Annotated in this window: 11 protein-coding genes; 5 read left to right on the top strand and 6 right to left on the bottom strand. The window is 72.4% G+C overall.

The features are described from left to right. Window positions 1–21 precede the first annotated feature (21 nt). The 4 genes from FBY41_RS07365 to FBY41_RS07350 form a co-directional block, all read right to left on the bottom strand. On the bottom strand, window positions 22–1,545 hold the full coding sequence (locus FBY41_RS07365; RefSeq protein ID WP_141842717.1) for a molybdopterin-dependent oxidoreductase: 1,524 nt from the start codon (window positions 1,543–1,545) through the stop codon (window positions 22–24). A 51-nt stretch (window positions 1,546–1,596) separates the two neighbouring features. Continuing rightward, entirely contained in the window at window positions 1,597–2,244 is a 648-nt protein-coding gene (locus FBY41_RS07360; protein ID WP_141842715.1) for a hypothetical protein, read from the bottom strand. 71 nt (window positions 2,245–2,315) lie between these two features. Further along, entirely contained in the window at window positions 2,316–2,759 is a 444-nt protein-coding gene (locus tag FBY41_RS07355) for an SRPBCC family protein (RefSeq protein WP_141843261.1), read from the bottom strand. 66 nt (window positions 2,760–2,825) lie between these two features. Next, window positions 2,826–3,302 (bottom strand): META domain-containing protein, encoded by a 477-nt coding sequence (locus FBY41_RS07350; RefSeq protein WP_141842713.1) that lies wholly within the window; start codon window positions 3,300–3,302, stop codon window positions 2,826–2,828. Window positions 3,303–3,489: 187 nt separating this feature from the next. Between FBY41_RS07350 and FBY41_RS07345 the strand changes: the two genes are divergently transcribed. The 5 genes from FBY41_RS07345 (at window position 3,490) to FBY41_RS07325 (ending at window position 7,566) form a co-directional block, all read left to right on the top strand. After that, window positions 3,490–4,521 (top strand): ABC transporter ATP-binding protein, encoded by a 1,032-nt coding sequence (locus FBY41_RS07345; protein ID WP_141842711.1) that lies wholly within the window; start codon window positions 3,490–3,492, stop codon window positions 4,519–4,521. Beyond that, the gene (locus tag FBY41_RS07340) at window positions 4,518–5,264 is read left to right on the top strand and encodes an ABC transporter permease (protein WP_141842709.1); all 747 of its coding nucleotides are present in this window, start codon (window positions 4,518–4,520) and stop codon (window positions 5,262–5,264) included. Before FBY41_RS07345 ends, FBY41_RS07340 begins: the two co-directional genes overlap by 4 nt. Beyond that, a complete protein-coding gene (locus FBY41_RS07335) occupies window positions 5,261–6,391 on the top strand; it encodes a sensor histidine kinase (RefSeq protein ID WP_141842706.1) in 1,131 nt (376 codons plus the stop codon). Before FBY41_RS07340 ends, FBY41_RS07335 begins: the two co-directional genes overlap by 4 nt. Before the next feature lie 16 nt (window positions 6,392–6,407). After that, the gene (locus FBY41_RS07330) at window positions 6,408–7,022 is read left to right on the top strand and encodes a response regulator transcription factor (RefSeq protein WP_141842704.1); all 615 of its coding nucleotides are present in this window, start codon (window positions 6,408–6,410) and stop codon (window positions 7,020–7,022) included. A 94-nt stretch (window positions 7,023–7,116) separates the two neighbouring features. Next, entirely contained in the window at window positions 7,117–7,566 is a 450-nt protein-coding gene (locus FBY41_RS07325; protein ID WP_260439610.1) for a YciI family protein, read from the top strand. 24 nt (window positions 7,567–7,590) lie between these two features. Here the strand turns inward: FBY41_RS07325 and FBY41_RS07320 are convergent, their stop codons facing one another. Next, complete coding sequence (locus FBY41_RS07320) at window positions 7,591–8,619, bottom strand: dihydroorotate dehydrogenase-like protein (RefSeq protein ID WP_141842699.1); 1,029 nt, start codon at window positions 8,617–8,619, stop codon at window positions 7,591–7,593. Beyond that, complete coding sequence (gene nifJ / locus FBY41_RS07315) at window positions 8,612–12,202, bottom strand: pyruvate:ferredoxin (flavodoxin) oxidoreductase (RefSeq protein ID WP_141842697.1); 3,591 nt, start codon at window positions 12,200–12,202, stop codon at window positions 8,612–8,614. The genes FBY41_RS07320 and nifJ overlap by 8 nt, the downstream gene beginning before the upstream one ends. Window positions 12,203–12,205 lie beyond the last annotated feature (3 nt).

Here is a 12,205-nt window from a genome sequence, read left to right as displayed (position 1 = left end):
TTTTCGCGACCGAGGTCGCCGTCACTCGACGGTGACGACGACCTCCTGGATGCCGCTCGAGCCACTCGGGAAGGGCGTGGCGCGCTCGCTCAGCTGCGGTCGCCCGGAGCGGTCGACGGCGCGGACCGCGATGCGGTGCAGGCCGGGCTTCGCGTCCCACGGCAGGTACCACTGACGCCAGTAGTCGATGCCGACGTCAGGCCCGAGCTCGGTCTGCTGCCAGTCGCCGCCGTCGATGCGGACCTCGACCTTGCCGACACCCCGGTGCTGCGCCCAGGCGACCCCGCCGATGGCGGTCCTGCCCGCCGCGATGGTCGACAGGGGCCGAGGCGTGTCGACACGGGCGCTCGTCTTGATGGGGGCGTCGGTCGCCCACTGGCGCCTGGTCCAGTAGGCCTGCTCCGCGGCATACGTCGTGAGGGTGAGCTTGGTCAGCCACTTCGTCGCGCCGACGAAGCCGTAGAGGCCGGGGGTGATGAGGCGAGCCGGGAAACCGTGCGCCTCGGGCAGCTGGGTGCCGTTCATGCCGATGGCGATCATCGCGTCACGCCCGTCCCGGACGACGTCGAGCGGCGTGCTGATGGTGAAGCCGTCGACCGCCGTGCTGAGCACCTGGTCCGGGGCGCCGGTGATGCCGGCCCGGTCGAGGACGTCGCTCAGGCGGACGCCGAGCCACCGGGCGGCTCCGACGTAGCCTCCGCCCACCTCGTTGGAGACGCAAGTCATCGTGATGTCCCGCTCGATGAGAGGCATGGCGGCGAGCTCGTCGAACGTGAGGCTGAAGGGCCGCTCGACCATGCCGTCGACCTCGAGCGTCCAGCGGTCGACGTCGACCCGCGGGACGGCGAGGTTGGTGTCGACGCGGTAGAAGGTGTCGTTGGGGGTGCGCAGCGGCGTGATGCCGGGCACCGTCGCCTCGAGACCCGCGGGGAAGGCGGGCGCCGGGTCCGCCGGTCGGGGCAGGACCAGCCGCCTGGCCGCCTGGGCGCCGGCGCGAAGCTGGCCACCCACGGCGGCGAGCACCGACAGCGTGGCGACACCGAGGGCGCCGCCGATGAACTCGCGCCGCGCCGTGCCCACACGCGCCGGTCGGGCAGCGCCGTGCTCTCCCTCAGGGTCTGCCGCGAGGGCGAGGCCGGTCAGCCACCAGAAGGCCGCGAGCCCGACGACGAGGGTCGCGAGCGAGGGCAGGACGTCGACCGCGGCGAACGCCGGTCGGGTCACGGCGGCAGCCACCGTGGCGAGGACGAGCACGCCGAGCAGTGCCGTCGCGAGGGTGCGCCGATGGCGGGCCAGCAGCCCGATGACCCCCGCCGCCACGAGCGTGACGAGCACGACCGAGCCGAGCAGGATGGCCTTGTCGGCCGTGCCGAAGCGCGCGACCGCCCACTCCTTGACCGGGGTGGGTGTGAGGTCGATGACGGTCGAGCTGACGGTGAGCACGGGCGACGTCGCAGGATCGACGAAGCCGGCCACGAGGTGGCCGACAGCGATCCCGGCGACGGCGGCGAGGATGCCGCTCAGGGCGAGTCTGATGCGGATCATGGGCGGGGTTCGTCGCCCCGCCGCCCGGCGGATTGGGTTTGCCGCCCAGCCTCAGGTGGTGGGGCTGGCCGTGGAGGTCGGGGTCGAGCTCGGTGTGGGCGCCGGTGGCGCGGAGGCGGTCGCGCTCGTCATCCACGCGACGCCGAGGAGGATGACGACGCCGCTGACGAGCACGAGCGCGGCGCCGCGCAGCTTGCCGAGCGCCTCGATGATCTTGGTCGGGTCGGGGATCTCGCGTTCACCCGTCGTGTCCACCGGTGTGGCAAAGCGTCCCCGCCACTCGGTCGCCGCCATCCAGACGCCGATGAGCGTCACCGCGACGCCGACGACGGTGACCGGGCCGATGACCTGCGCGCCGATGAGCGCCCGGCCGTCGAGCCTCGCGGACTGGGCCGCGTCGAGCCCCAGGTTGTCGGCGAAGAGCTGCGACACGAACACGAAGGCCACGAGCAGCACCCCGAGCACGATGGCTGCCACGATGGCAAAACCCTTGTGCCAGATGGACGCCGGCTCCGACGGCGCGGCCGGGGGTGCGGCTGGAGGCGCCGCAGGCGGTGCCGCCGGGGGCGCAGGAGGTGCGGGAGGCGCAGCAGGCCCGGCAGGCGGTGCGCCCGGCGGCGCTGCCGGGTCTCCCTGCCCGCCGGCCCCCTGGCCCAACCGGACGATGGCTCGGTCGCCCTCCACGGAGTCGTCGCTCATCCGCCCATCGTGGCAGCGCCGCAGAGTCGACCGGGCCGTTTCGGGCGAAACGCCCTCGCCCTTCGGAGGCGTCAGCCGCGCCGCAACAGATCGCGGAGAGCCTTGCCGTATGCCGTCCGCGCCACTCGGGCGACCACCGGGTCGGCCGCCCGGGGCACCCCTCGCACGCTGATCTGCTGGACCCAGTCGACGGTCGAGCCCGAGGTCGTGGGAGTCACCCGGAAGTCGATCGTGCCGCCGATCAGCTTGCCCTCCTTGTGGATTCGGGCTCGAGCACCAGAGCCGTCCACCGGTTGCTCGATCGAGTCGATCACCATGACGTCGTCGAAGCCGATCGGGCCCAGCGCCGTGCGGGCCACGAAGCGCGAGCCCGGTGCGAGGGCTGCGGCCTCGAGATGGTCGCCGGTCACCGTGGTCAGCGGGATGACCTCGCTGTGCGCACGCAGGTCGAGCACCCGCCGCCACGCCTCGGCGGGGGGCAGGTCCGTCTCGAGATGCACGTCGAAGGCCGCCATGCGCCACATCATGCCCCTCCGCCGAGCGATCGTCAGGGGCAGCCCGTGGCAGCGGATGACCTGCTGCTACGTCTTCGCGGTGAGCGTCATCCCGGAGGTCGCGTCACCCAGCGTGAGCGTGTCGCCGTCGAGCGTGAGCGCCGGCGACGACGTGAGGAACGAGCTCAGCCACTGGTCCTGCGTGGTGAGGGCCTCGCTGCAGCCCATCATCGTCGAGGCCATCGGCCCGGTGACGACGAGCTTGCCGGTGTCCCACGTCGCCGCGCCGTTCATCGTGTTGCACCCGGCGTTCGCGGAGATGCGCCCGTCCTCGAACGACAGCGTCACGGAGCTCCCGGAGACGAGCTCGGTCCCGCGAACCTCCGTGGAGGTGAACGTCTTTCCGGCGAGGTCGGGCGTGCCGCCGGCGCCACTCGAGCTCCCGCAGCCGCCGAGCAGCAGGCCGGCCACCAGGGCGACGAGCACCCAGAGCAGCGCCCCAGGTCGTCGACGACCAGTCGGGGCGGTCGACGTCGTGCGTGCCTCGGGCAGGTTGCGGGTCATGGCGCTCTCTCGATCGGGGTAGAGGACTGCTCGACGGGGAGGTTGGTCGGGACACTAGCGGCGCTCCTGCCCTGCGGTCTGGCGATCCACCACATCCCCGCGGACCCGCGTGGCCGTGACACCTGTCATGGGCGGGTCGTGACGTCTGCGCCCCACACGGAGGGGCGTCGCCGGGCAGGCTGGTCGCATGCACACCACACCGTCCCCGACCGCCGACTCCTCGGGGGAGCCGGCGATCGAGCTGCGCGACCTCGTCAAGACCTTCCAACCGCTGCGCGGGTCCACCGACACGGTGGTCACCGCCGTCGACGGCATCGACCTCACGGTCGGCCACGGCGAGGTCGTCGCCTTCCTCGGCCCCAACGGCGCCGGCAAGACGACCACGCTCGACATGGTGCTCGGCCTCACCGAGCCGACGAGCGGAACCGCCCGCGTCTTCGGCCGGCCGCCGCGCAGCGCCGTCATCGGCGGCCACGTCTCGGCGGTCCTCCAGACGGGCGGCTTGCTGCGCGACCTCACCATGCGCGAGACCGTCCGCATGATCGCGTCGACGTATGCCGCCACCGCCCCGGTCGACGAGGTGATCGACCGCGCCGGGCTGGCTGCGCTCTCCGGCCGTCGCGTCTCGAAGTGCTCGGGCGGCGAGCAGCAGCGGCTGCGGTTCGCCCTCGCCCTGCTGCCGGACCCGCGACTGCTCGTGCTCGACGAGCCGACCGCGGGGATGGACGTCACCGCACGGCACGAGTTCTGGCAGACGATGCACGCCGATGCGAGTGCCGGGCGCACCGTCCTCTTCGCGACGCACTACCTCGAGGAGGCCGACGCCTTCGCCCACCGGATCGTGCTCGTCGCGGGCGGTCGCGTCGTCGCCGACGGCCCGACGGCCGAGATCCGGTCGCGGGCCAGCGGCCGCACGGTGACGGCGGTCGTCTCCGACGACGCCGCGGCTCCGGCGACCGCCGCGCTCCTCCGCCTGCCGGGAGTGACCGACGTCAAGCGCCGCGGCGAGCGCCTCGTCGTCACCGCGAGCGACTCCGACGCCGTCGCCCGACTGCTGCTCGGTGAGCTCGGCGGCCGCGATCTCGAGATCACGACGGCCGGCCTCGAGGAGGCGTTCATGGCGCTGACCGGCCGGTCGCCCGGGGAGCCGTCCGCCGGGAGCCCGCCGGACGGCATACCGGCTCGGCGGGGCGCCGTGCCCGCGGAGGTCGTGCGATGAACGCGACCTTCACCCTGCTCGAGATGCGCCGGATCACCCGCGACTGGAGCGGGATGTTCTTCACCGCGGTGCTGCCGGCCTTCTTCTACCTCATCTTCGGCGCGACGGTCGACGCCAAGGGCGAGAGCATCGGCAACGGCAACGTCGCGATGTACGTCATGATCAGCATGGCCGCCTACGGCGCCGTCACCGCGACGACGAGCATCGGCGGGCAGGCGGCGCTCGAGCGCCAGCAGGGCTGGGGGCGCCAGCTCGGGCTCACGCCCCTGCCTGACTCCTCCTATATCGCGATGAAGGCGCTCATCGCGATGACCGTGGCCGCCGTGCCCATCCTGCTCACGTATGCGTTGGGCGTGGCCACCGGCGCCCGCGGCACCGCGTCGGCCTGGCTGCTGAGCGGTCTGCTGTGCCTGGTCGGCTCGGCCGTCTTCGCCGTCTACGGCCTGCTCATCGGCACGGCCTTCCGATCCGAGGCCGCCGTCGGCGCCACGAGCGGCACCATGGTGATCTTCGCCTTCCTCGGCAACCTCTTCATCCCGCTCTCCGGCGTCCTGCTGACGATCGCGAAGTTCACCCCGCTCTACGGGTATGCCGCGCTGGCGCGCTATCCGCTGACGGAGGGCTACCTCACCGACGGGTCGCAGGACCCGCTGTGGGTGCCGGTGCTCAACGTCGTCGCGTGGCTGACGGTCTTCGGCCTCGGCGCGGTCCACTTCGTGCGCCGGGGGCGGGAGCGGCAGTGACCGAGGCGGCGACGGCGGTGGCGACCCGCGAGGGGTCCCACGGACGCGACCCCTGGGAGCGCTACGGGTGGGGCATCCGCGCCGTCTGGCTCGTCTTCCTCGTCTTTCCCCTCATCGCCGTCGTCGGCTCGGGCCTGCCGTGGTGGCAGGTCGCGCTCGGTCTGCTGCTCGTCGCGGGGTTCGGTGCGGTCTACGTGCTGGGGACCGAGCACCTCGACCGTCGCCGGCGCCGCCACTGCGAGCCCGACGTGCGGTGGGGCGCGGCCTACACGGTGGCCCTCGTCGTCAGCGCCCTGGCCACGGTGCCGCTCATCGGGGTCGGGGCGCTCAGCTTCCTGCCCTTCGTCGTGTCGTTCGGGATGTTCGCGCTGCCGCTGCGCTGGGCGACTGGCCTCGGAGTGGCGAGCGTCCTTGCGGCAGTTGCCGTTGCGCTCTTCGTCGCTGACGGCGAGGGCACGTGGGTCGTCGTCATCATCGTCTTCGCGGTCGGTGCGATGACCGCCGGCATCCGCGTCGTCAGCGACCGCAGCGGGCAGTACGAGGCGATGTCGCGAGAGCTCGTGCTCGTCGCCGAGCGCGAGCGGGTGGCGCGCGACGTCCACGACGTGCTCGGGCACTCCCTGACGGTCGTCAGCGTGAAGGCCGAGCTCGCCGAGCGACTCGTCGACCTCGACCCGGAGCGCGCCAAGGCGGAGCTCGCTGAGATCCAGGCGCTGAGCCGGCAGGCGCTCGCCGAGATCAGGGCAACCGTCGGTGGCCTGCGAGTGGCCCGGCTGGGTGACGAGATCGACTCTGCGGCAAGGGCGCTCGCTGGGGCAGGCATCGAGGCTCACCTGCCGGACGGTGAGCACGCCGTCGATGTCGTCGACCCGCGTCACCGCACGGTGCTCGCCTGGGTGCTGCGCGAGGCGGTGACCAACGTCGTGCGGCACAGCGACGCCGACGAGTGCCGGGTCGAGCTCGAGGGCAACCGGCTCGTCGTGCGCGACGACGGACGTGGCCTGGAGGACCGGCCGGAGGGCAACGGCATACGCGGCATCCGTGAGAGGGTCGAGGCCGCCGGTGGGCGACTGTCGCTCGCGTCCGGGGACGACGGGCACGGCACGGTGGTGGAGGTGGTCCTGTGAGGCCGGCGATGGTCCTGTGAGCCCGAGCATCCGGGTGCTGCTCGCCGACGACCAGGCGCTCGTGCGTGGCGCGCTCGCCGCGCTCCTCGCCCTCGAGAGCGACCTCGAAGTCGTCGCCGAGGTGGGGCGCGGCGATGAGGTGGTGGCGCGGGCGCGCGAGAGCCGGGCTGACGTCTGCCTCCTCGACATCGAGATGCCCGGTGCGGATGGGATCACGGCGGCGGCTGCCGTGCGCGATGCGCTGCCGGGTGTGCGCACCCTCATCGTCACGACCTTCGGACGGCCCGGCTATCTGCGGCGAGCCCTGGAGGCGGGCGCCTCGGGGTTCGTCGTGAAGGACACGCCAGCACGGCAGCTCGCCGAGGCGGTGCGCAAGGTCCACGCCGGGCTGCGGGTCGTCGACCCGTCGCTCGCCACCGAGTCCCTGCTCGACGGCGCCAACCCCCTGACCGAGCGCGAGCGCGAGGTGCTGACCGTGGCGCTCGGCGGTGGCACGGTCGCGGCCATCGCGGGCGTCGTCCACCTCTCGGCCGGCACGGTGCGCAACCACCTCAGCTCGGCCATCGGCAAGACCGGCACGTCGACCCGCGCCGAGGCGGCCCGAGTCGCACAGGAGCGCGGCTGGCTCTGACCCGCCAATCGAAAGAGCAGTTCGTCGCCCTTCGCGTAGGCGTGCGAGGCCGCTCGACGGCGACGAACTGCTCTTTCGATTGGGATCGGCCACCATGGCACCATCGACCGTCCGAGGAGACGACATGCGCTACCTGCTCATCCACAAGCTCGACGAGAGCCGCCCCGAGGCCTGGAACCCGAGCCCTGAGTTCATCGAGGCCATGGGCGCGTTCATGACCGAGTGCGCCGAGTCCGGCGTGCTGCTCGCGGCCGAGGGCGTGCACGACAGCTCCGAGGGGGCGATCATCCGCAAGACCGGGTCGGGCACGTCGGTCACCGACGGTCCCTTCACGGAGGCTCGCGAGGTCATCGGCGGCTTCGCCGTGCTCCAGGTCGACTCGCGCGAGCAGGCCATCGAGCTCGGCCAGCGCTTCGCCGGCCTCTTCGAGGAGGTCTCGGTCGAGGTGCGCCGCGTCATGGAGTTCGAGGACCTCCCGGACGACGTGCAGACCCAGCAGGGCTCGCACGACATCGAGGCCGTGCAGGGCGGCCTGCGCCCCTGAGCGCGCTGGAGGTCGGCCGGCTAGCTAGCCGTCCTGACCCGTGAGGGAGCCGTATGCCGCCCGTCCCCGCTCGAGGGCGGCGACGTAGCCCGCCCGCTCGTATGCCGTCGGGTCGGCCTGGCGGGGCACGGCGAGCCGGCCGCGCACCTCGGTGACGCTCGCGAAGCCCTTGCGCTCGAGCCAGGCGCCGAGTCCGTCGACGAGGGTGGTGGCGTAGGAGACCCCGTGGCGCAGCAGGGCCGAGGCCGTCATGACGACGTCGGCGCCGGCGAGGAGGTAGGCGGCGACGTCGGCCGCCGACTCCACCCCGGTCGTCGCGGCCAGCGACCCGGTGACGTGGCCGTGCAGGATGGCGATCCAGGCCCGTGGCAGGCGGGCCTCCGCGGTGGTCGACGGGGTGACCCCGGGCTCGACGGTGAGGGTCTCGGGGTCGATGTCGGGGTGGAGGAAGCGGTTGAAGAGGACGAGTCCGTCGGCTCCGGCCTGGTCGAGCCGGAGGGCCATCTCGCCGACCGAGCTGAAGTGCGGGCTCAGCTTGACGGCGACGGGAACCGTCACGGCGGCCTTCACGGCGTGGAGGATCTCGACGTGCCGGTCCTCGACGGCCCGGCCCGAGGTGTGCGGATCGCCCGGCACGGCATAGACGTTGAGCTCGATCGCGGCCGCGCCGGCCGACTCCATCGACGCCGCGAAGGTCGACCAGCCGCCGGGAGTGCTGCCGTTGAGGCTCGCGATGACGGGCACGTCGACGGCGGCGACCGCGCGCTCGATCTGCCGGAGGTAGTGGTGCGCCGCGCCCGGCTCCGGCGTGTGCTGGCGGGGGAAGTAGCTGAGGGCCTCGCTGAAGGAGTCCTCGTGGGCCTCGACGATCTGCAGGTCGCGCAGCTGCTCGCGGTGCACCTCCTCCTCGAAGAGGGAGTAGAGCACGATCGCGCCGACTCCGGCGTCAGCGAGGGCCCGCACGCCGGTGAGGTGCAGCGACAGGGGTGAGGCGCTCGCGACGACTGGGTTGCGCAGGGCGAGCCCGAGGTAGTGGCTGGTCAGGTCAGGCATGCGGCTCACGGCTCCTCCGGGCGTCGGCGGCATACCGCTCGGACGGTCGGGTTGCCATCTCCTCGTAGGTCGCCCACCGCTGGTCGACGGCCTCCTGGGCGAGCCCGAGGAGGCGCTCGGCCTCCGCGGGGTCCGAGCTGCGCAGCATCCGGTAGCGCAGCTCGTTGTAGACGTAGTCACTGAGCGGGATGCGCGGCCGCGGCGAGTCGAGCTGGAACGGGTTGCCGCCCCGGGCTCGCACGGTCGGGTCGTAGCGGACGAGCGGCCAGTGCCCCGACGCGACCGCGCGGTACTGCTGGTCGAGGCCCTTGCTCATCTCGATGCCGTGGGCGATGCAGTGGCTGTAGGCGATGATGAGGCTCGGGCCGTCGTAGGCCTCCGCCTCGCGGAACGCCGTGAGGGTCTGGTGCGGGTCCGCCCCCATCGCCACGCGCGCGACGTAGACGTTGCCGTAGGCGATGGCCTGCAAAGCGAGGTCCTTCTTGGCGGTGGCCTTGCCGCCCGAGGCGAACTTCGCCACCGCTGCGAGGGGCGTCGCCTTGGACGACTGGCCGCCGGTGTTGGAGTAGACCTCGGTGTCGAGCACGAGCACGTTGACGTCGCGGCCCGAGGCGAGCACGTGGTCGAGGCCGCCGGAGCCGATGTCGTAGGCCCAGCCGTCGCCGCCGACGATCCAGACGCTGCGCCGCAGGAGGTGGTCGGCGACGCTGCGCAGGTCGGCGACGGCCGGGCCCCCGACGTCGCCGATGTCGGCGAGACGTCGCAGCAGCTCGGCGACCCGCTCGCGCTGGGCCGTGAGCTCGAACTCCCGCACCTGCCGGGCGTCGAGGATCGCGTCGGCGAGCTCCGCTCCGACGACGTCGCGCACCTCGCGCAGCCGCTCGCGGGCGAGCCGCGTGTGCAGGTCGGCAGCGAGGCGCAGCCCGAGCCCGAACTCCGCGTTGTCCTCGAAGAGCGAGTTCGACCAGGCCGGCCCACGGCCGGCGGCGTTCTTCGTCCACGGTGTCGTCGGCAGGTTGCCGCCGTAGATCGAGGAGCAGCCCGTCGCGTTGGCGACCGTGGCCCGCTCACCGAAGAGCTGGGTGAGCAGCTTGAGGTAGGGGGTCTCGCCGCAGCCGGCGCAGGCTCCGGAGAACTCGAACAGGGGTTGGAGGAACTGCGTGCCGCGCACCGTGCCGAAGTCCACCCGCGAGCGCGCATTCATCGGCAGCGACTCGAAGAAGGCGACGTTGTCTCGCTGCGCCTCCAGCTGCGGCTCGAGCGGCTCGAGGTTGATCGCCTTGCGGTGCGGCTCGCCGACAGGGCTGACGGGGCAGGCCTCGACGCAGAGCCCGCACCCGGTGCAGTCCTCGGCGTAGACCTGCAGCGTGTAGCGGGTGTCGGGCAGCCCGACCGCATCGAGGGGCGCGGTGGCGAAGCTCGCGGGCGCCTGCACCAAGCCGTCCTCACCGACGTACTTGGCGCGCAGCACGCTGTGCGGGCAGACGAAGCTGCAGGTGCCGCACTGGATGCACGTGTCGGGGTCCCACGTGGCGACGACGTCGCTGATCCGCCGCTTCTCGTATGCCGTCGTGCCGCTGGGATACGTCCCGTCGACCGGGAGTGCGCTGACCGGGATCTCGTCGCCCCGGCCGGCCATCATCGCCGCCGTGACGGTGCGCACGAAGTCCGGTGCGTCGGCAGGCACCGCCGGCTCCGGCTCGCGGTCGGTGCTCACCGCGGCGGGCACCGGGATCTCGTGGAGGGCCGCGAGCGTCGCATCGACCGCAGCCTCGTTGCGCCGGACGACCTCCGAGCCGCGACGCCCGTAGGTCTTGCGGATCGCCGCCTTGACCTTCTCGATGGCGGCCCGGCGCGGCAGCACGCCCGAGATCGCGAAGAAGCAGGTCTGCAGGACGGTGTTGGTGCGACCGGGCAGCCCGGCCTCGCGCGCGACGGCGTCGGCGTCGATGGCCCAGACCGTCAGCTTCTTGTCGATGACGGCCTGCTGGACGGGCCGGGGCAGCGCGTCCCAGACCTCGTCTGCCGGCTGGGGGGCGTTGAGCAGCAGCGTCGCTCCCTCGCCGGCGCTCGCGAGCACGTCGATCTTCTCGAGGAGGCCGAGGTGGTGGCAGCCGACGAAGTGGGCCTTGGACACGAGGTAGGGAGCCCGGATCGGGTGCGGCCCGAAGCGCAGGTGCGACACCGTGAGGCCGCCCGACTTCTTCGAGTCGTAGACGAAGTAGGCCTGGGCGTGCACCTTCGGGTCCGAGCCGAGGATCTTGATGGTGTTCTTGTTGGCCCCGACCGTCCCGTCGGAGCCGATGCCGTAGAAGACGGCCCGGAGCATCGCCGGGTCCTCGACGACGATGTCGGGGTCCCACGGCAGGCTCGTGCCGCCGACGTCGTCGGTGATGCCGACGGTGAAGCGCGACCGCGGCCGCTCCTCCCAGAGCTCGTCGTAGACCGCGCAGACCATGCCCGGGGTCAGCTCCTTGGACGAGAGGCCGTAGCGGCCGCCGATGACCTGGGGCATCGTCTCGATCGCCCCGCGCTGGTGAGCCTCCGAGAGCGCGGTCAGCACGTCGAGGAAGAGCGGCTCCCCCTGCGAGCCGGGCTCCTTCGTCCGGTCGAGGACAGCGATCCGCCGCACGCTGGCCGGTAGCGCGGCGACGAGCTCGGCCGCCGGGAAGGGCCGGTAGAGGCGCACCTGCAGGGCACCCGCCCGCGCGCCCCCGCCGACGAGGTGGGTCACGGTCTCGCGGACCGTCTGTGCACCCGAGCCCATGCAGACGACGACGACCTCGGGAGCGTCGTGGCCGGCATACTCCACGAGACCGTAGGCCCGGCCCGTGTGGGCGGCGAGCTCGTCCATGACGGACTGCACGACGCCCGGGGTGCGGCTGTAGAACGGGTTGACCGTTTCGCGCGCCTGGAAGTAGACGTCGGGGTTCTGGGCCGTGCCGCGCACGAACGGGCGCTCGGGCGTGAGGGCCCGGAGCCGGTGCTCGCGGACCAGCTGCTCCGGCACGAGCGAGCGCAGCACCTCGTCGGGCAGCAGCTCGACCGTGTTGATCTCGTGGGACGTGCGGAAGCCGTCGAAGAAGTGGATGAAGGGCACCCGGGTGCGCAGCGTCGCGGCCTGGGCGACGAGGGCGAGGTCGTGCGCCTCCTGGACCGACGCCGATGACAGCAGGGCGAAGCCGGTCTGTCGCACGGCCATCACGTCGGAGTGGTCACCGAAGATCGAGAGTCCTTGAGCCGCAATCGATCTCGCGGCCACCTGGAAGACGGTCGAGGTCAGCTCGCCGGCGATCTTGTACATGTTCGGGATCATGAGCAGCAGGCCCTGCGACGCGGTGAAGGTCGTGCTCAAAGCGCCGCCCTGCAGAGCGCCGTGCATGGCACCGGCCGCGCCGCCCTCGCTCTGCATCTCCATGACCGTCGGGACCGTGCCCCAGACGTTGGGCCGCCGGTGGCTCGACCACTCGTCGGCGAGCTCGGCCATCGTCGACGACGGGGTGATCGGGTAGATCGCGCAGAGCTCGTTGAGGCGGTAGGCGACGTCGGCCGCCGCCTCGTTGCCGTCGATGGTGACGCGCATGGC

This window comes from Humibacillus xanthopallidus, assembly GCF_006716675.1.
Lineage (GTDB): Bacteria > Actinomycetota > Actinomycetes > Actinomycetales > Dermatophilaceae > Humibacillus > Humibacillus xanthopallidus_B.
This window is presented reverse-complemented; position numbering and strand designations above follow the sequence as displayed.

What these genes read in the sequence shown, in the direction of transcription:
- nifJ (WP_141842697.1), bottom strand. Translation starts at nt 12,202, where the DNA reads ATGCGCGTCACCATCGACGGCAACGAGGCGGCGGCCGACGTCGCCTAC.
- FBY41_RS07320 (WP_141842699.1), bottom strand. Translation starts at nt 8,619, where the DNA reads ATGCCTGACCTGACCAGCCACTACCTCGGGCTCGCCCTGCGCAACCCA.
- FBY41_RS07325 (WP_260439610.1), top strand. Translation starts at nt 7,117, where the DNA reads ATGGCACCATCGACCGTCCGAGGAGACGACATGCGCTACCTGCTCATC.
- FBY41_RS07365 (WP_141842717.1), bottom strand. Translation starts at nt 1,545, where the DNA reads ATGATCCGCATCAGACTCGCCCTGAGCGGCATCCTCGCCGCCGTCGCC.
- FBY41_RS07350 (WP_141842713.1), bottom strand. Translation starts at nt 3,302, where the DNA reads ATGACCCGCAACCTGCCCGAGGCACGCACGACGTCGACCGCCCCGACT.
- FBY41_RS07360 (WP_141842715.1), bottom strand. Translation starts at nt 2,244, where the DNA reads ATGAGCGACGACTCCGTGGAGGGCGACCGAGCCATCGTCCGGTTGGGC.
- FBY41_RS07345 (WP_141842711.1), top strand. Translation starts at nt 3,490, where the DNA reads ATGCACACCACACCGTCCCCGACCGCCGACTCCTCGGGGGAGCCGGCG.
- FBY41_RS07355 (WP_141843261.1), bottom strand. Translation starts at nt 2,759, where the DNA reads ATGGCGGCCTTCGACGTGCATCTCGAGACGGACCTGCCCCCCGCCGAG.
- FBY41_RS07340 (WP_141842709.1), top strand. Translation starts at nt 4,518, where the DNA reads ATGAACGCGACCTTCACCCTGCTCGAGATGCGCCGGATCACCCGCGAC.